We start from the raw sequence: 18,783 nt of genomic DNA, 5'->3' as shown, positions 1-18,783 counted from the left end.
GGGTCGGGGTCGGAGCGTTCTCGCCTGGCACCGGCGGGGTCTCGGACGGGCCGTCGGCGGCGGCGATGCCAGCGCCGGTCACCGTCACGGCGACTGCGAGCACACCTGCTCCCAGCGCGATACGTCGAAAATTGTTCTTGAACACGGTCATGTTCGAACTCCTGTGTTTGCTGAAGAGGTGGACGAACATCAGCGTTGCCGCCGAACCTGAAGCTGAGCTGAAGTCTGCGGCCCGCCATGAATGCTTCAGGAGATCTTCAGCTCGCCTTGCCAGCACCGGACCGGTTCTTCGCGCATCATGGAGTGGTGAATGCACGTCCGCGCGCCGGTGCCGCGCGAGTACTGGTCGTCGAGGACAGCTCCAGCATCGGCACAGCAGTCGCCGCAGCGCTCGAGCACGTCGGCCATATCGCGTTGCACGTCGTCGACGGCCGGGATCTGGAAACGACGCTGACGCAGTTCGCACCGGATCTCGTCGTACTCGACCTCATGCTGCCAGGACGTGACGGAATCGAGTTGCTCGCCGTCGTCAAATCCAGTTCCGATGCCGGGGTCCTACTGTTGACTGCCCGCGACGGCGTCGCCGACCGCGTGAACGGGCTTCAGGCAGGAGCCGACGACTATCTGGTGAAACCGTTCGACATGCAAGAGCTCATCGCGCGCGCCGCAGCAGTTCTGCGCAGGCTCGGGCGAACACCGAGCACGATCCGCAGCGGCGACATTCTCGTCGACTCGGAATCGGGCGCCGCGACGCGTAACGGGCAGGACCTGCAGTTGACCTCGACGGAATGGCGGCTTCTGATCTATCTCGCACAGCAACGCGGTCGCACGGTGAGCAAGACTCAAATCCTCACGCAGGTATGGGGATACGACAATTACGATCCCAACGTCGTCGAGGTACACGTCAGCGCGTTGCGCAAGAAGCTCGAAAACCACGGTCCGCGGGTCATCGACACCGTACGGGGTATCGGATACGTGCTTCAGTCGTGACGAGTGGCCCGGCCCTGCGAACATCTTCGCTGCGGCGACGCCTCGTCGTCTCGACGCTCATCGCTGTTCTGCTCGTTCTCGGCGGGGCTGTCGCCGCGACCGACATCCTGGTCGGTGCTCAGCTGACTTCCTCTGCCACTTCGCGTTTGGCGGGCAACGCGGATGCAGCACAGTCAGCGCTGGATTCAGGCGCAGATCCTGCTGCCGTGGTCAGCGCGGCTCAGGGCGATGGCGTCACCGCGAGGCTCACGACATCCGACGGCCGGGTGTACGGGGATCGCGATCTCACCGCGGCACCTGCCCCGCCGCCTGTTCCGGCTCCACCGGAGCGCACGTCGGCTCCGTCTGCGCCTGCGGCGCCACCCGAACCACCGACGCCGGGTCAACCTGATCGGCAAGTGCAATCACGTGTGCTGTCGGATGGTTCGATCCTGACCGTTGCGGTGGACACCGCATCCATTTCGGCGGTGCGCACACAGCTACGCACGGTGTTGATCGCTGTCTTCGCGGCAGCGTCCGCCCTGGTTGCTCTGCTCGTCGTTCTCGTCGTCCGGCAAGCACTCGGACCGCTGAACCGCATGACCGACCTTGCTCGACGAATTGCCGGCGGCAATCGCGGCGACCGATTGAATCCGGACCGCACCGATACCGAGCTTGGAAGGACCGCAGCAGCTTTCGACGCAATGTTGGACGCCCTCGAAGGCGCCGAGAAGAGCGAGCGGGCCGCATTCGCCCGCAATCGCCGATTCTTCGACGACGCAGCTCACGAGCTCCGAACTCCTATCGCGGGTGTGCGCGCCGCAGCGGAAACTCTGGTGCGCACCGGTAGCGACGGTTCGGCAGAATCGCGCGAGCAGTTGCAAGTTCTGGTGGTCCGAGAGTCGAGGCGCGCATCCCGATTGATCGACGATTTGTTGGCACTCGCACGGATCGACGAGGGTATCGAGATCGAGCGAGTACCCGTCGATCTCACAGCCATGGTCGACGCCGATGCCGCCCGATTGCGCGTTGCGTCTCCCGGCCGACGCGTCGAGACATCCGGCACGGCATCGGCGAACCTCCAGGCCGATCCGCTACGTGTCGCTCAGATCCTGTCCAATCTCACCAACAACGCCGACGCCTACTCCCCTCCCGGCGCCGTGGTCTCGGTGACGGTGTCCGAAACGGACGGCAAGGTCCTCGTCAGCGTCCGGGACGAGGGAATCGGAGTGCCCCGGGAGGATCGCGATCGAATCTTCGAACGCATGGTCCGGCTCGATACCGCACGGACAACCGGCCACGGCGGATCCGGACTCGGACTACCGATCGCCCGCGAACTCGCACGAGCCCACGGCGGCGATGTGATCTGCCGTGGCAACGAGCCTGATCCCGGCTGCACGTTCGTACTGCAACTTCCGCTGTGACCCGATCGGCCCGGGGTGATTGACAGCACAAACATAGGTAACGCTAACCTATACATCGATTCAGACATTTGGACCGGCCGAACGAACAGGGACCCATGAAACTCCGAGCGACGATTCGCGCCGCGGTAGTACTCGCCGCGATTGCATCGACGACCATTGCGCTGGCGAGTTGCGGCAGTAGCGATCCGACCGAGGACTCGGCCGCTGCCTCGGCAGGTGCCGAAAGCTTCCCTGTCACAGTGCAACACATGTACGGCGAGACGACAATCGAGACAGTTCCAGAGCGCGTTGCTACGTGGGGCTTCGGTAGCACCGACGCCGTACTCGCACTCGGTATCGTCCCCGTGGCAATTCCGTCGGCCGAATACGGTGGAGGTGAGGATCGCATATACCCCTGGGTCGCGGATGCCATCGACGAGCTCGGCGGAGACATGCCGACCCTCCTGGACAACGCCACTTACGAACTGTCGGTCGAGCAACTTCTCGCCACGGACCCCGACGTCCTGCTCGCGCCTCATTCGGGGCTCACCGACACCGAATACAAGGCGGTCACCGACGCCGGAATCCCCGTCATCGCGCCCCCGAAGAGATCTGGTCGACGCCGTGGCGCGACGCCATCACGATCGTCGGAACTTCCCTCGGGCTGGAAGACCAATCGCGCGAACTGGTCGCAGACCTGGATCAGCAAGTGGCGCAGGCGGGTTCGGAGCATCCCGAGTTCGAGGGCAAGACCATCGCCTACGTCTCGGAAGCGGCAGACATCTACTACCTCCTTTTGCCTTCGGACCCGCGCGTCGAGCTGCTCGAAAATCTCGGGTTTACCTCGGATCCGTCGGTCACCGAGCTCGCGACCGGTGAGTCACCGTTCTCCACGACGGTCTCCGCGGAGTTCCTCTCGAAGATCGCAGCGGACGTAGCGTTCACACAGGTCGACACCGAGGAAGCCCTCCAGTCCTTCCTGTCCTCCGACAGTTCCAGACAGATCCCTGCTGTCGCCGACGGTGCCGTCGCAGGTTTCGTCGGACAGGAAGCAGGCGCCGCCATCGGCCCCACCGCTCTGTCGATCCCGTTCTTCCTGCCCACGCTCGTCGACGGGTTGGCGAAAGCAACAGCTACCGCGAACGGATGACAAGCGTCGGTCTACGACGTGGCTGACCGGATGAAGTCAAGTGCGTCCTGGGTTACCGGATCTGCGAGGTCGTCGTACTCGGAATGCTTGCGAAGGAATTTCGCGACGAGTGGGCACACGCCCACCACTCGCAGTCCGGCACGTCGGACATCGTCCAGAGCGTAGGAAACGAGTTTTCCGCTTAGCCCGTGTCCGGCGTAGGCGTCGTCGATTTCGGTGTGGAAGAAAATCCGCTGCGCTTCCCGGTCGCGGTACTGAGTGAACCCGGCAGGCGTGCCGTCCACCGAAATTGTGTATCGCTGAAGATCGGGTTCATGTGCGACGGACGTGGTGGTCTCGGATGGTGTCGACATCGATTCCTTCTCTGTTCGGATCAGCGAGCTCGGACCTGATGCGCGCTGACGATGGACAAGCGATTGAAAGCGTTCATCGCGACCGCAACCCAACTCACAGCCGATATCTCGTCGTCCGACAGAATCGAGTGCGCGTACTCGTAGTCACGCTCCTGGGTGTGAGCGTCGGGCAGCGTTGTAATGGACTCCGCCAGAGTGAGAGCGGCCTGCTCGCGGGGGCTGAACAGACTGGTCTCACGCCACGCCGTCAGCACAGCGATCCGCTGCGTCGACTCACCGGCCGCGAGGGCGGCACCGACGTGCACGTCGAGGCAGAACGCACATCGATTGATCTGCGAGATGCGAACATTGAGCAGCTCGACGGTTCTGCGGTCGAAGCCCACTTCGGCGGTGGCGTGCCGAACTGCTTTGGCCACGCCCAATTGCGCTTGATACACCGCAGGATGGGCCTTGTCGATGGGCACCCGACGTCCCGCAGCGCTTGTCTCTGAGCTCACTTCGATACTTCCCGGTCGCATGACTTCACTCAGGCGAATCTACTACGGGGTCATGACGACGAATGCGTTGGCAAGTTGCGTCCTGGCGTACGCGATCTGGTCGTCGTTTCCGGCGAACTGATGCAGAAGTGCTCGCTGGAAAATTCCATCCAATAGAACGTAGGCGCTGGCACGATCGACCGTGGGTGCCGTATCGCGCAGCTCGCAGTAGCGACTGACGACGCGCCAGATCATCTCCTCGCGTCGCTCCTCGATCTCGAGCACGTCGTCTCGGAACGTCTCGTCGAACAGGGCTTGGTTCCGCAGGTCGTACCACAGCCGATGAATTCGGGCGTCCGAGACCAGCGTGCCGAAGTAGGTGTCGGAGAAGTCGGTGAGCAACTGCTCCGCATCGGCGGCGCCGACCACCACCTCGTCGTAGCGACTCACGCAAATGGCCTCGTACTGACGGACGGCATGAGTGATCAGGTCGAGCTTGTCGGTGAAGTAGTAGTGCAGCACCCCATGCGAGTACTCGGAATTCTGCGCGATCTCCCGTAGCGACGTCCGCGCATAGCCCAGCTCGGCGAGCGTATGCAGCGTGGCCTGAGCCAACTCGGTGCGCTTGGACTCGAACTTGTTCCGTGCGCGCTCTTCGATCCGGGCGCGCGGATCGGCAACCTGGGTCATGGTCCGCCGTCCTCTCGCGCGCTCGTTATCGATCGATGATCTCCAAGTGTAGGCCCGAGTCGACTACTTCCGATATTTGGGCACTTGTCAAGATTTCTCTTGACGCTTGTCCAAATACTGCCATAGTGTGATCGGCAGCACATGGTTCGAGTGGACGGTTCGTCGATCCCCGCCGGTGCCACGAGTTCTTTACCGCCACGGTTCGATCGCCCTGCGAACCGCTCACGAGAGGGTCACACATGCCAACCGACAAGCGCGTCGTCGTCTACGGAGCGTCGGGATACACCGGTCGTCTGATCTGTGAATACCTGCGGGAGTACAACATTCCGTTCCTGGCCGCCGGACGAGACCACGATCGCGTGAAGAGCATCGTCGACGCAGTCCCCGGGATCGACACCGTCGAGTACGACATCGTCGAGGTCGAACACACCAAGGAAGCGCTGGTCGACGCCTTCCGTGGTGCCGAGGTCGTGCTGAACACCGTCGGACCGTTCTCACGGTGGGGACACGCTGTTGTCGAAGCATGCCTCGAGATCGGCGCGCACTACACCGACACCAACGGCGAACAAGACTGGATGATCGATGTCGAGAAGCGCTACGGCGCAGACTTCGCCGCCCAGAAACTCGTTCTCACACCCGGTTTGGCTCAGATGTACAGCATCGGCGAAATTGCTGCGAACATCTGTCTCGAAACTCCGGGGCTCGACACGCTGGACATCCAGGTGTTCTGGAAGGGTCACCCGACGGTCGCATCGACCAACACCATCCTCACGAACGCAGCATTCTCGAAGGCGTACTTTCTCGAGCAGAACGAGTACGTCGAGTGGCCTGCCGAGGAGGGTGTCTACCAGGTCGTGGTTCCGGGCCAGCACGACCTAGGCCTCGCGCTCCCCTGGGGTGGAACGTCCCACCCAGTGTGGTTCAAGAACGATCCGCGTGTCGCGAACGCGCGTGCCCTCGGCGGCGTCATCAACCGTCCGCTGATGCTCGCCGTACCTCAGATCATCAAGGCCGCACTGGAGCAGATGGAGGGCAAGACCGACGCCGAGAAGTACCAGATCATCGACACTGTGTCGGCATCCGTGCGCAGTGAGACGCCCCCACGCGAGAACCCGCGCATCAACACCTCGCTCGATTCGGTGTACGCCTCGGGCCCACTCGGCCGCGTGCACACCGTTATTCACGGCAACTGCAACTACAAGCAGACCGCACTGCTCAACGCCTATGCGGCCTCGCACCTGCTCCAAGCACCGCCTCGCGCAGTAGGATTCGCCTCCAGCTGCCAAGCTTTCGGACACCGCGAACTTCTCGGAGTACTGCGTGCGTTCGGATTGGTCCTCGATCCCATCGTCACCGCGCACAGCTGAGGCCGGGGACCATGCGTCTGTCCGACTATCTCGACAAGGGGGTCTCGCTCGGGCGGGATGCCCCGTGCCTCACCGTCGGTGACACCACCAGCACCTACGGCGAGGTGTACGACCGAACGGTAGCGATCGCCGCTGCACTGCAACACACTGGAGTCGACACCGGAGATCGCGTCGCCGTGCTTTCGGGCAACGATCCGCTCGCGCTGACGTGCGTGTTCGGAATCTCGCGAGCAGGCGCGGTGTGGTGTCCGATCAATCCGCGCAACGAAGCCGACGAAAACCGACAGCTGTTCGATCTGTTCGGATGCCGGTTCCTGTTCTTCCAGAAAGCCTTTGCCGACCTGGTGACACGAATCAAGGATCAACTACCGCAATTGGAGTGGTTGGTCTGCATCGACGGCGACGTCCCCGGCGCACTGTCTGTCGATCAGTGGCTCGCCGAGAACGGCGGCGAGCTCGACTCCGCTCGTCGTCCAGCCGACGGACTCGCCATGATCGCCGGCACCGGAGGCACCACCGGCAGGCCGAAGGGAGTACGCCTCACCGAGGACAACATGATGGTCTCGACGGCATCCGCGCTGATGAGTTACCCCTTCGGCGATCGGCCTCGCTACCTGGCGCTTGCTCCGCTCACTCACTCGGCAGGCGTGCTGACGTTCCCCATACTCAGCCTTGGCGGACATGTCGTCGTGATGCCTGCACCCGATGTCGGAAAGTTTCTGTCCCTCATCGAATATCACCGCATCACGCACGCCTTTCTTCCACCGACGGTCATCTACGGCATCCTCGATCACCCCGAGCTAGACGCGACCGACCTGTCCTCCCTCCGATGCCTCTGGTACGGGGCGGCGCCCATGTCACCCACACGATTGGAAGAAGCACTGACCCGAATCGGGCCGGTACTCGGACAGTTGTTCGGCCAGACGGAGGCACCGAACATGATCGCGACTCTGGCCCCGGCCGAACATTTTCGGAGTGACGGATCCATCTTCACCGAGCGGCTGAGCTCCGCGGGCAAGCCGACTCCACTGACGACCGTGGCGATCATGAACGAGACAGGCACTCTGCTGGGGCGTGGAGAACGGGGAGAGATCGTCGTCCGAGGTCCGCTGGTGATGCCTGGATATCACGAGAACCCCGACGCCACCGCCGAAGTCAGTGCATACGGCTGGCACCACACGGGCGATATCGGCTACCTCGACGAGGACAACTACCTCTTCGTGGTCGACCGGGCGAAGGACATGATCATCACCGGAGGGTTCAACGTCTACTCCGCCGAGGTGGAACAAGCCCTGCTTGCGCACCCCGCGGTCAAGGAGAGCGCCGTCGTCGGGTTGCCCGACGCCAAGTGGGGCGAAAGAGTCACCGCTGCGGTGCAACTCCGTCCTGATCAGGACGTCACCGACGTCGAACTCATCGCCTTCGTCAAGACTCGAATCGGAAGTACGAAGGCACCCAAAGAGATACACATCTGGGACGATCTCCCAAGATCCAAGGTCGGCAAAGTTCTGAAGACCGAAGTGCGCTCCACCCTGAATCATTCGTCAGCATCGAAAGGAACCACACCATGACCGAGCTCGAAGGCAAGCGGGTATTCGTCACCGGATCCGGAGCGGGTATCGGCAAGGCAATTTCGCAACTGTTCATCGAGCGCGGAGCACGCGTGGTCGTCAGCGACATCGACGAGGCATCCGCTGCGAAGGCCGCCGAGGAAATCGGTGCGGCAGGCGTAGCGAACTGCGACGTCACCGACGAGGGTCAGGTCAACGCCGCTGTGGCCCAGGCCGTCGAGATCCTCGGCGGTCTCGACATCCTGGTGAACAACGCTGGTATCGAGATCTCGTCACCTCTGCTTCAGCAGTCGACGGAGAGCTTCGACAAGATCTACGCCGTCAACGTGCGCGGCCCGTTCCTTGCCATGAAAGCGGCAATCGGAGCACTCGTCGAGTCCAAGGGCAACATTGTCAACATATCGTCGGTTGCGGGCGTCGGGGGAAGTCCGTTGCTCGGATCGTACTGCGCCACCAAGGCAGCGCTGATCCAGCTGACGCGCGTGGCCGCGGTCGAGATGCGGCCTGCGGGTGTGCGCGTCAACGCCGTGTGTCCGGGATTCGCCGACACCGCCATGGTCGAACGCCTGGTCCCCGATTTCGAAGCGGCAACTCAGGTTCCATTCCGGGACTTGGTTGCAGCCAAGCAGGGACGTCTCGGAACGCCCGAGGACATCGCCGAGGTCGCAGCATTCCTGGCCTCGGATCGGGCGTCGTGGATCACCGGGAGCCACTACATCCTCGACGGTGGGCTCTCCGCGTCGCTCGTGTAGGCCTGTGGCACTCATTGCCCGATACTCGCCCGATCGTCGGGAATCCCCGAAATCGGCGAAGTATCGGGCAATGAGTGCCGGTCGAGTTACTCGGCGCCGAGCCCCGCCTACTTGCCGCGGACGTCTCGCACGAAACGCTGAACCAGAACGTCACTGGGTGATCCGAGCATTGCGACCACGGTTCGTTGCAGCCGTGGCCGCAACGGCTTGGTGACACCGCCGAACCGAGGCGGCAGCGCAGTTTCTGGAACGAGAGCGATTCCCAATCCGGCATGAGCCAACTGCGCTGCAGTGGTGGCATGTCGTGTTCTGGTCACCGCCGTGAGATGCACGTCGTGCGAAGACGCGACGGCGTCGATCCAGAGCCGAAGACCGTTGTCGTGATGGTAGTGAACGATGGGGCGACCCGCGAGATCTACCCACGCGACCTCGGTGTGATCCATGAGATCGAGACCGGCGGGGACCACGGCGACGATGTCTTCCGTTGCAATCTCGACCACCTCGCCGAGAAATCGCGCCGATGCAGGCCCGATGGCGATATCGGCGTCACCGCTCGAGATCGCCTCGGCCATGGCGTCCGCGCTGGTGAACTCGGTGAGGTCGAGTCGGATGTCAGGGTATTTTCGCGTCCACGTGCGAAGCGTCGGCGCAAGGATCGGGACGGTCATGCTCTCGGCACAGGCAATACGCAGCCGTCCCTCGGTTCCGTCCGCCAACGCTTTTCCTGTTTGCACAACACGATTCGCCGATTCGAGGCTAGCTTTGGCGTCGGCGAGTACCGCTCGGCCGGTTGGAGTGGGCCGCACCCCTCGCGGCAATCGTTCGAGAAGCGCCGTGCCGATCTCGGTCTCGAGCGACGCCAGCTGATGCGATAGCGCAGGTTGCGACAAGTGGAGTGCCGTTGCCCCGGCGGTTATCGACCCCGCCTCCACGACGGCTACGAAACATTCCAGGGCTCGCAAAGTGGGCACGGACGAACGTTACCTGTCGTGCTCCAGGAAGCGCCGGGTCGTCTGAAGAGCGACAGTGGTGAAAAAGATTCCGATGATCGTAAGGATGATGCCGGACCTGATGTCGTTGTCGGCGAAGTTGTACACCGCGACGACGTAGGATATCAGCGCCATGACGACGCCCGCGGTGATTCTGATCCTGGGATCGATAGATGGCACGAAGCAGTTCCTCTCGTCAGTTGTTCTGTTGCACAGCAGTATCGATCAGGCCGGCTCAGTCGCTTCATACAAGCCGACCTCCCCCGTCGACATGCAGTGTTGTACCGGTCACGAAGGTATTGGTGAGCAGCGAGATCGCCGCGGCGGCTATGTCCGACGGCAGTCCCACTCTGCGAGCAGGATTCGCGGACGCGGTGTTCGCGAAGAAGGTGTCCTTGCCCGAACCCATCGCGTCCCATGCACCGGAGTCCACGATGCCCGGCGACAGCGCGTTGACCCGTATCGGAGCAAGTTCCACGGCGAGAGCCTCCGCAAGAAACGCGACGGCACCGTTGGTCGTCGCCATCACCGACAGCCCTGGAGCGGGCTTCCACGCCGCGACGCCGGAGAAGAACAGAAAGGAACCACCCTCCTCGACGAGCGGCGCGAAATGTTTGGCCAGCAGAATCGGCCCGATCACCTTGGCGTCGAACGCGCTTCTGACGTCCCCTGCGTCGAGATCACCTACCGGCCCGTTGGCGTGATCGGCTGCCAGGCTGACGACGTGATCCACTGCGCCGATCTCAGCAGCAGCTGCTTCGATCGACGACTCATCGGCGAGGTCGAGAACAACCGAGCTCGCCTTCGGCCCAAGAAGTTCGACTGCAGCATCGAGGCTCTCACGCCGGCGACCGGCGAGCACGACTTCCCCACCTCGCTCCAGAATGTCCGACGCTATCGCCCGGCCGATTCCCGACGCCCCGCTGATCAGAAGTACACGCATGATCTGTCCTCTCAGTTGATCGATTCCGCCACCCAGTCAATCCGAGGTTCAGCCATCGAACAATCGATAGATCGGCGTCTTTCTATAGAAACTATCGATATCGAGGGCAGACGGATCACCGCGGCGGCGCCCGCATCCTCTCCAATCGCAGCAGGTGGTCACGTGTCGATCGCCCACTTATCCACCCCGATAAGGTGTGGATCGCACATGTTTATGGGCGCGTATCTGCCCATACAGTGATCGTCACCACATAACTCAGGTTGCGCAGCGACCGTCGATTTCACCACTTCGATCACAAGGCCAGAAAGTAGCGACATGGATGCACAACGGCTGACCGAGCCGGTTACCCCCGCGAGCGGACCGCAGAAGACCCAACAGGCAAGCGGGATGCGCGCGGTCGTCACATCGAGTTTGATCGGGACCACGATCGAGTGGTTCGATTTCTTCGCTTACTCGACCGCGGCGGCACTCGTGCTCAATGCCCTGTTCTTCCCCACCTACGATCCCGTCGTCGGCACAATCCTGGCGTTCGGCGGAATTGCCGTCGGTTACTTCGGGCGACCGCTCGGCTCGGTGGTGTTCGGTCACTACGGCGACAAGATCGGCCGAAAGTCGATGTTGGTCATCTCGTTGATGGCAATGGGCGGCGCTACCTTCGCGATCGGTCTGCTCCCTACCTACGATTCGATCGGTGTGGCGGCACCGATTCTTCTGATGACACTGCGTTTCATCCAAGGATTCGCACTGGGAGGGGAATGGGGCGGCGCAGTACTGATGGTCGTAGAGCACTCACCACCCAAGAAGCGAGGCTTGTTCGGCAGCGCCCCGCAGTCCGGACTTGCGCTCGGCCTGACCCTCTCCACACTGACGTTCCTCGCGCTGGGTCAACTTCCGGATGCGGCGTTCGAAAGCTGGGGATGGCGAATTCCATTCCTGCTCAGCGCGACTCTCGTCATCGTCGGGCTCGTCATTCGTCTCAAGATCTCCGAGACGCCTGCGTTCAAGGCGCTACGTGAATCGAACGAACGCGTGGACATGCCGATCGTGGAGACACTCCGCAACCATTGGAAGCCCGTTGTTCTCGCGGCGTTGTGCTTCGCCAACGTCGGCGCCATCTTCTACGCATTGTTCACTTTCAGCATCACCTACGGAACCACTCATATCGGCCTCTCGCGCAACACGATGCTCCTGGTTGCAGTGGCGTGCTCGGTCGTGGCGTTCTTCGGCATTCCGGTGGCAGGTGCGCTGTCCGATCGGTTCGGACGTCGAATCGTGTTCTCGACCGGCATCGTTCTCACCGTCATCGTCGCCTTCCCGATGTTCTGGCTGATCGACAGCGGAAACATCACTCTGACGGTGCTCGGTTACCTGCTCGCCACGATCGGCTTCTGCGCGTCCTACGGAACACTCGGCATTCTCTACGCCGAAGCGTTCGCCGTCTCCATCCGGTACACGGGTATGTCGCTTGCACTGGGGATCGGCACCGTCGTCGGGTCCGCATTCGTGCCCATCATCTATCTCGAGTTGCTGTCGACGTTCGGGGGTTCGTGGGCCATCAGTCTCTACATAGTCGCGACAGGCGTGATCTCCATCTTCGCAGTGCGTGCACTGACGTCGTCGACGGCCCGACTCTAAGTTCGCTCGGCAACACGAGGAGATTGTGCGTCGCGGATGGCTGGAGGGCAGGCTGTAGCCATGAGTAGCGAGGACCTCGTCCGGGCCATCCGCGACGTCCTGTCCGCGGCGTCGGCGCACACCGGTTCCGAGGACTCGGTCGTCGAGAAGGTGCTGCGGGGGGCAGGTATCGACCGACGTGGACAAGCGGAGCTGCTGTCCGTGATCCGTCGTCACCGAGATGAACTCACACGATTGCGACGCCGCGAGCACGAGCTCGCGGCGTTGTTCTCGAGTGCCCGCGAGCTTGCCGAGGTGCACGACGTGGACGCCTTGCTCTCTCGCTTGGTGGGACGAGCACACGAGATGATGGGCACGGACGTCACCTACCTGTCCGAGTTCGATGCCGTCAGCCGCGATCTGCACGTGCGTAAGACCGTGGGTTCGGTGACCCCACAGTTTCAAAATCTGCGTGTCCCAGCCGGAATGGGGCTGGCAAGCCGCGTCGCCGATACACGTTCGGCGCAATGGGTTTCGCGCTACAGCGACTACCTCGGCGGCGCCCACGAAGACAACATCGACGACGCCGTCTTCGCCGAAGGGATCATCTCGATCCTCGGCGTCCCGATGCTGTCGGAAGGTCGCGTGCTCGGTGTCCTGTTCGCGGCCACACGTCGCGAACACGACTTCACACCCGAAGAAATCGCGGTGCTCTCTGCACTCGCCGATCATGCCTCGGTGGTACTGCAGACCGCCAACACACTCACGCAGCTGCAGAAGTCCGAGGACGAGGCGCGCCGCGCCCTCGGCACCCTGACGGCACATGTGGAAGTACGCGACCGATCCAACGTGGTGCACCAGGAACTTGTCCACGCCGTTCTACTCGGAGGCGGCTTCGCGCAAGTCGCGGACACCTTGTCGAACGCGCTCGGCCGCATCGTCACGATCGTCGATTCGTCGTCTCGTCCGGTCGCGTCATCTGTAGGACTCGGCGTGGACTCCGTAGCGATCAACTTCCCGCCCGCGGTAGAGAAGGCCATTTCCACCAGTCGCTCGACCGGCCATTGCTGCCACGTGGACGACGACAGCATCGAGATCGTCTCTGCTGTGACGGCCGGTGAGCTTTTCTTCGGCGCCGTTCTGCTGAGCACGGGCGAGATGCATCTCGGCTCGGTCGACGAACGGACGATCGAACGTGCCGCCCAGGTCGCGGCACTACTCGCGCTGCAGCAAGATGCCGTCGCGTCCGCGGACCGGCGTGTTCGCGGCGAGCTGATCGCAGATCTACTCGACGCCATTCCAGAGCGCAGGCGCGACTTGGACCGTCGGGCACGCAGTCATCGCGTGGTTCTGAACGACCTGAACACGGTTCTCGTAGTGGTTGTCGAGCCCGAGCATCGCTCGACGGCCGAGCGCATCACTGCTTCCTATTTCGCAGGTCGGGGACTTGTCGGTGAGCACGCGGGAGTCCTCGCCGTGGTCGTCCAGAGCGGCGATCTCCTTCCGACGGCATCAGATCTACGCGTGCACCTGATATCGGTTCTGTCCGGCCCGGTTCTGGTGATCGCTACACCCCCGGTCGAGGACATCGAGGGGTTCTCACGCAGCTTCGACATCGGCCATCGAACAGCACGCCTGCTCGACGCACTCGGCGTCATCGACGACGCGGTGACCACGCAGGCGTACGCGCCGTACATGGTGATGTTCGGTTCCGATCCCGAGGCGCTTCACGGCTTCATCGACGAGACCATCGGTTCCGTCATCGAGTACGACGCATCCCACCGCACCGATCTAGTGCTCACGCTGCGGGCATTCGTGCGCAACGAGGCGAGCCCGACGAAGACTGCGCGCGCACTCAACTATCACACCAACACCATTCTGCAGCGGCTCGACCGTCTCAAGAGCATCCTCGGCGACGATTGGCGTCAGGACGAACCGCTCTTTCGGATCTCGACCGCTGTGCGGTTGGACGAACTACGAGGGTCCACGCTCCAGCGGCATCGCCCCACATCCTGAGCACTGCAGTGTGTTCACGACACATGATCGATTGGCTTTCGAGGGTGGATCGCATATGTCGTGGGTTACATCCGCAGCCGTAGCGTCGAAGGCAACACCGGTTCGGCCGACGCGTTGTCCATCGCCGACGGCCGGCGCTACGAAGAAGAGGAAACAGTGACTGTCAACAGCCGAATTCCCGGATTCAAGGACTCGTCGGTCCAGCAGCGACGCGACCTGGTCGCCGAACGTACCGGCCTCGACGCGAACATCATCGCCGCGTTGGATCCGATCCATGGACTCGGCGTCGAGCAAGCCGATCACATGATCGAGAACGTCATCGGCATCATGGGGATCCCCGTCGGCATCGCGACCAACTTCACCGTCGACGGCCTGGACTACCTCGTGCCGATGGCCACGGAAGAGCCTTCCGTCGTAGCTGCTGCGAGCAATGCAGCGCGAATGGCACGTCAGCACGGCGGTTTTCACACCTCCAACAGCGGATCGGTGATGCAAGCGCAGATCCAACTGCTGGACGCCCCTGACCCCGAGGCGGCCCGGTTACGTCTGCTGGAGGCCAGAGACGAGATCATCGATCTCGCAAACGCGCAGGATCCCACCCTCGTGAAGTTCGGCGGCGGCGCGTCGGATCTGACTGTGCGCGTGCTCCCGACGAGGACCGGCACCCACGTGATCGCGCACCTCGTGGTCGATGTTCGAGATGCCATGGGTGCCAACGCCGTCAACACCATGGCCGAGGCCATTGCTCCCCGTCTCGCGGACATCGCGGGTGGACGATCTCTCCTGCGCATCCTCACCAACAAGGCCGACCACCGGATCGTGCGGGTTCGTGCGGTGTTCGACAAGGATCTCCTCGGCGGCGGAGAGGTGGTGAACAACATCGTCCACGCATCCGCAATGGCCGAGGCAGATCCCTACCGAGCCGCGACCCATAACAAGGGCATCATGAACGGCATCACCGCGGCTGTGTTGGCGTCGGGCAACGACACCCGCGCCGTCGAGGCCGGATGTCACTCGCACGCTGTCGGTGCCGACGGCCGCTACACCGCTCTCTCGCACTTCGAAAAGAACGCCGACGGCCACCTTTCCGGAACCCTCGAAGTTCCGATGGCAGTCGGCCTCGTCGGGGGCGCGACCAAGGTTCATCCCGTCGCGCAAGCCGCGGTGAAGATCCTCGGAGTCAGCACCGCAACAGAACTCGCCGCGATCATCGTCGCGGTGGGACTCGCCCAGAACTTGGGTGCGTGTCGTGCTCTTGCCGCCGAGGGTATCCAGCGCGGCCACATGAGCTTGCACGCGCGGACGGTCGCCGCCACCGCGGGCGCGACCAGCAGCGAACTGGATCTCGTGGTTCGGCGGCTCATCGACGACCGAAGCATCCGCGTCGAGCATGCCGAGAAAGTACTCGCCGAGCTTCGCAGCGGCAACTGACACCATGAGCGAAACAGTGGAGACCATCTGGCAGCCACGCCCGCAACCATTTCCGGTCAGCGGTATGCCGGCGAGCGTTCGGATCTACGAAGTCGGCCCGCGTGACGGCCTGCAAGCGGAGGCGACACTCGTACCGGTTGAGGTGAAGGCGGAGTTCTGCCGGCGCCTCGTCGACGCGGGCGTGAGCACCATCGAGCTGACGAGTTTCGTGTCACCCAAGTGGATTCCACAGCTCGCCGATGCCGAGCAATTGATGACCGAACTCGCGCTCCCCGAGACGGTCCGCCAAGTCGTGCTCGCGCCCAATCAGCGGGGATTGGACCGAGCCCTCGCCGCCGGTGCCCGAGAGGTTGCCGTATTCGTCAGTGCTACGGAGACTTTTGCAGCGAAGAATCTGAACTCGACCGTTCGAGGCGCACTCGATGCGGCTGCTCCTGTTGTTCAGGGTGCCGTCGCAGCGGGCTTGCCTGTACGCGGCTACATCTCGATGTGCTTCGGCGATCCGTGGGAAGGGCCGGTCGCACCGAGCATGGTGGCCGACGTCGCCGAGCAACTCGTGGCGCTCGGAGTGACGTCACTGTCCCTCGGCGACACGATCGGCGTCGCAACGCCCGGCCATGTACATGCGGTGCTCGGTGAAGTCCTCGCCCGAGGCATCGGCGTCGACTCGGTCGCCATGCATTTCCATGACACCTACGGTCAGGCATTGACCAACGTCTACGCCTCATTGCAGGCCGGGGTCATCGAGTTCGACAGCTCGGCTGGTGGTCTCGGTCGTTGCCCGTATGCCAAGGGCGCCACCGGCAATCTGGCCACCGAGGATCTGCTGTGGATGCTGCACGGGCTCGGCGTCTCCACCGGCGTCGATCTCGACGCGCTCGCGAGGACCTCCAGTTGGATGGCGGCTCGGATGGGCAACGAAAGTCCATCGGCCGTCGTCACCGCCCTCGCCGCCGGTCGCGCTTGAAAAGTACTCGACCACGTACGACGAACAGGAGCATGCAATGCCGATTCATGTCGGAATCGACGTCGGTGGGACCTTCACCGACGCTGTCGCGATCTCGGACGGACACACGGTCCGAGGTAAAGCCTTCTCCACCAAAGACGTCACGACCGGAATTCTCGGCGCACTCGCCGTCCTTCAATCCGAACTCGACTTGAGCGAAGCGAATTTCTTCGCCGACGTCACCCGGTTCGTGCTGGGGAACACTATCGTCACCAATGCCGTCGACGAACACAAATTCGCGCCGGTGGGCCTGCTGACCACACAGGGGTTCCGCGACACGTTGCGCATCAGCCGATCTGCACGCGGAAGCGCCCGAGATCCGCACGAGCTGGTTCCCCGCGCTGACATTCTGCCGCGCAGCAATATTCGCGAGATCGCCGAGCGCGTCGACTCCAGCGGGGTCATCCTCGCACCCATCAAGGAAGACGACATCAAAGCGGCCGTCGACGATCTCATCGACGGCGGCGCCAAAGCGATTGCAGTGTGCTTTCTGTGGTCTTTCCGCAATCCGGCGCACGAACGCGCTGTCGCCGACTTCATGGACAAGCACCACCCTGACACCCCCTACTCGACGTCCACGGAACTCACGCCGGTATACCGCGAGTACGAACGAATGATCACCACCACCCTCGATGCAGCGGTCAAGCCGATCGTCAGCACCCACTTCGGCCATCTTGCACATGATCTCGAAGGTCGCGGACTGAAGTGCCGAGTACAGATCATGCAGGTTCACGGCGGATTCCTCTCCGTCGAGGAAACCAGCAAAGCACCCATTGCGATGTTCAACTCCGGGCCCGTCGGGGGCGTCACCGGCGCCCGCCTGCTCGGCTCGCAGTTGGGCAGATCGAAGGTTCTGACCGCAGACATGGGCGGCACCAGCCTCGATGCCGCGGCCATCGTCGACGGCCAGTTCAGGGTGTCGCCCAGGGCCCAGGTCGGTGAATGGCCGACCAGCCTGACTGCCGTCGACATCGAATCCATCGGTGCAGGCGGAGGTTCGATCGCCTGGGTCGACGAGCGCGGTCTGCTTCGGGTCGGTCCACACAGTGCTGGCTCCACGCCCGGCCCCGCCTGTTACGGACGCGGCGGGACACTCCCGACGGTCACCGATGCAACGTTGACGATGGGCCTGATCAACCCCGATTACTACCTCGGCGGAACCGTCGAACTCGATCCGAAGAGCGCCGTCGCCGCCATCGACAGCGAAGTCGGCACACCGCTGGGCCTCTCGGTGGACGAAGCGGCACAGGGCATCTACCGACTGACCGTTGCTCAGATGGCCAACGCATTGCGCAAGATCACCGTCAACCGCGGCCACGATCCACGCGAGTTCACGCTCATCGCCTTCGGCGGTGCGTGCGGTTTGTTCGCTGCCGCCATCGGAGCGCAGGCAGGTGTTCGCGAAGTCGTCATCCCGCGCAACGCAGCGGTGTTCTCTGCGTACGGTCTGATGCACGCGGACAGCATCTACTCGATCGTGCAGACCAGCCCGTGGAACTTCGGACTTCCAGCTCACGACCTCGAACGCACCTTCTCCGTACTCGAAGAACGCGCACGGGCGTGGTTCGACGCCGAGGGTATCGAAGAGGACAAGCGCGAACTCGTGCGTGAGGCAGACATGAAGTTCGCAGGCCAGATCTTCGAGGTCACCACCCGCCTGTCGGCCGAGACGTTCACCGACGCCGACAAGGACGCGCTCCGCGCTCGATTCATCGCAGACTACGAAGCCGAATTCGGGTTGGGCACGGCATGGACGGAAGCCGAGATCGTGCTGATCAACACCAGAGTCCGCGCTACCGGAATCAGCGATGTTCAGGAGGCCACCGTTACAGGAACGGGTCTGACACACTCGCACACGACGCGCGAGATCGTCGACCCGTCCTCGGGCAAGCGCGTCACGGTCCCAGTGCACCGCAATGCTTTCGGTGCCACCGAGCCGCTCGCGGGTCCCTGCGTTCTGGAAGAGCCGGACACCACGATCTTCGTCCCGTCCGGAGCGACGCTGCACAACCACATCGACCACTTGCTCATCGACCTGGCGTCGAACTGATCG

General features: G+C 62.9%; 17 protein-coding genes. 11 read left to right on the top strand and 6 right to left on the bottom strand.

The window, feature by feature from the left end; genetic code table 11:
* The first annotated feature begins 306 nt into the window (after positions 1-306).
* The 3 genes from D8W71_RS08565 to D8W71_RS27895 all read left to right on the top strand — a co-directional run bounded on the left by D8W71_RS08565 (position 307) and on the right by D8W71_RS27895 (position 3,522).
* A complete protein-coding gene (locus D8W71_RS08565) occupies positions 307-990 on the top strand; it encodes a response regulator transcription factor (RefSeq protein ID WP_236077793.1) in 684 nt (227 codons plus the stop codon).
* Positions 987-2,393 (top strand): sensor histidine kinase, encoded by a 1,407-nt coding sequence (locus tag D8W71_RS08560; RefSeq protein ID WP_121112662.1) that lies wholly within the window; start codon positions 987-989, stop codon positions 2,391-2,393. The genes D8W71_RS08565 and D8W71_RS08560 overlap by 4 nt, the downstream gene beginning before the upstream one ends.
* A 388-nt stretch (positions 2,394-2,781) precedes the next feature.
* A complete protein-coding gene (locus tag D8W71_RS27895; RefSeq protein ID WP_328588825.1) occupies positions 2,782-3,522 on the top strand; it encodes an ABC transporter substrate-binding protein in 741 nt (246 codons plus the stop codon).
* 11 nt (positions 3,523-3,533) lie between these two features.
* On the opposite strand, the gene D8W71_RS08550 is transcribed toward D8W71_RS27895, so the two are convergent.
* From D8W71_RS08550 to D8W71_RS08540, 3 genes are read right to left on the bottom strand one after another with little or no spacing between them, the layout of a single operon-like run.
* Positions 3,534-3,875, bottom strand: coding sequence for a GNAT family N-acetyltransferase (locus D8W71_RS08550; RefSeq protein WP_121112660.1), 342 nt, complete (start codon positions 3,873-3,875; stop codon positions 3,534-3,536).
* A 20-nt stretch (positions 3,876-3,895) separates the two neighbouring features.
* Entirely contained in the window at positions 3,896-4,372 is a 477-nt protein-coding gene (locus D8W71_RS08545) for a carboxymuconolactone decarboxylase family protein (RefSeq protein WP_236077792.1), read from the bottom strand.
* 42 nt (positions 4,373-4,414) lie between these two features.
* Positions 4,415-5,041: a TetR/AcrR family transcriptional regulator gene (locus D8W71_RS08540; protein ID WP_121112656.1), complete on the bottom strand. Its 627-nt coding sequence runs from the start codon at positions 5,039-5,041 to the stop codon at positions 4,415-4,417.
* 239 nt (positions 5,042-5,280) lie between these two features.
* Between D8W71_RS08540 and D8W71_RS08535 the strand changes: the two genes are divergently transcribed.
* From D8W71_RS08535 to D8W71_RS08525, 3 genes are read left to right on the top strand one after another with little or no spacing between them, the layout of a single operon-like run.
* Positions 5,281-6,408, top strand: coding sequence for a DUF5938 domain-containing protein (locus D8W71_RS08535; protein WP_121112654.1), 1,128 nt, complete (start codon positions 5,281-5,283; stop codon positions 6,406-6,408).
* Positions 6,409-6,419: 11 nt separating this feature from the next.
* The gene (locus D8W71_RS08530; protein ID WP_121112652.1) at positions 6,420-7,979 is read left to right on the top strand and encodes an acyl-CoA synthetase; all 1,560 of its coding nucleotides are present in this window, start codon (positions 6,420-6,422) and stop codon (positions 7,977-7,979) included.
* Complete coding sequence (locus tag D8W71_RS08525; RefSeq protein ID WP_121112650.1) at positions 7,976-8,731, top strand: SDR family NAD(P)-dependent oxidoreductase; 756 nt, start codon at positions 7,976-7,978, stop codon at positions 8,729-8,731. The genes D8W71_RS08530 and D8W71_RS08525 overlap by 4 nt, the downstream gene beginning before the upstream one ends.
* 107 nt (positions 8,732-8,838) lie before the next feature.
* Here D8W71_RS08525 and D8W71_RS08520 read toward each other — a convergent pair whose 3' ends face one another.
* The 3 genes from D8W71_RS08520 to D8W71_RS08515 all read right to left on the bottom strand — a co-directional run bounded on the left by D8W71_RS08520 (position 8,839) and on the right by D8W71_RS08515 (position 10,663).
* Positions 8,839-9,702, bottom strand: a complete 864-nt coding sequence (locus D8W71_RS08520) for a LysR family transcriptional regulator (protein ID WP_121112648.1) — start codon at positions 9,700-9,702, stop codon at positions 8,839-8,841.
* 9 nt (positions 9,703-9,711) lie between these two features.
* Positions 9,712-9,900 (bottom strand): hypothetical protein, encoded by a 189-nt coding sequence (locus D8W71_RS27575; RefSeq protein ID WP_153275346.1) that lies wholly within the window; start codon positions 9,898-9,900, stop codon positions 9,712-9,714.
* Between the two features lie 64 nt (positions 9,901-9,964).
* Positions 9,965-10,663 (bottom strand): SDR family oxidoreductase, encoded by a 699-nt coding sequence (locus D8W71_RS08515; RefSeq protein ID WP_121112646.1) that lies wholly within the window; start codon positions 10,661-10,663, stop codon positions 9,965-9,967.
* A 315-nt stretch (positions 10,664-10,978) separates the two neighbouring features.
* On the opposite strand from D8W71_RS08515, the gene D8W71_RS08510 reads away from it, so the two are divergent.
* Genes D8W71_RS08510 through D8W71_RS08490 form a run of 5 tightly spaced genes read left to right on the top strand, consistent with a single transcriptional unit; the run spans position 10,979 to position 18,780 of the window.
* On the top strand, positions 10,979-12,298 hold the full coding sequence (locus tag D8W71_RS08510; RefSeq protein ID WP_121112644.1) for an MFS transporter: 1,320 nt from the start codon (positions 10,979-10,981) through the stop codon (positions 12,296-12,298).
* Positions 12,299-12,358: 60 nt separating this feature from the next.
* Positions 12,359-14,293 (top strand): helix-turn-helix domain-containing protein, encoded by a 1,935-nt coding sequence (locus D8W71_RS08505; RefSeq protein WP_121118833.1) that lies wholly within the window; start codon positions 12,359-12,361, stop codon positions 14,291-14,293.
* Between the two features lie 60 nt (positions 14,294-14,353).
* A complete protein-coding gene (locus D8W71_RS08500; protein WP_442972024.1) occupies positions 14,354-15,724 on the top strand; it encodes a hydroxymethylglutaryl-CoA reductase, degradative in 1,371 nt (456 codons plus the stop codon).
* Between the two features lie 4 nt (positions 15,725-15,728).
* Positions 15,729-16,691 (top strand): hydroxymethylglutaryl-CoA lyase, encoded by a 963-nt coding sequence (locus D8W71_RS08495; RefSeq protein ID WP_121118828.1) that lies wholly within the window; start codon positions 15,729-15,731, stop codon positions 16,689-16,691.
* A 37-nt stretch (positions 16,692-16,728) separates the two neighbouring features.
* Entirely contained in the window at positions 16,729-18,780 is a 2,052-nt protein-coding gene (locus D8W71_RS08490; RefSeq protein WP_121112642.1) for a hydantoinase/oxoprolinase family protein, read from the top strand.
* The last annotated feature ends 3 nt before the right edge of the window (positions 18,781-18,783 follow it).

This window comes from Rhodococcus sp. P1Y, assembly GCF_003641205.1.
Taxonomy (GTDB): Bacteria; Actinomycetota; Actinomycetes; order Mycobacteriales; family Mycobacteriaceae; genus Rhodococcoides.
Note: the sequence above shows the minus strand (reverse complement) of the source record. Positions and strands in the feature narration are given on the sequence as shown.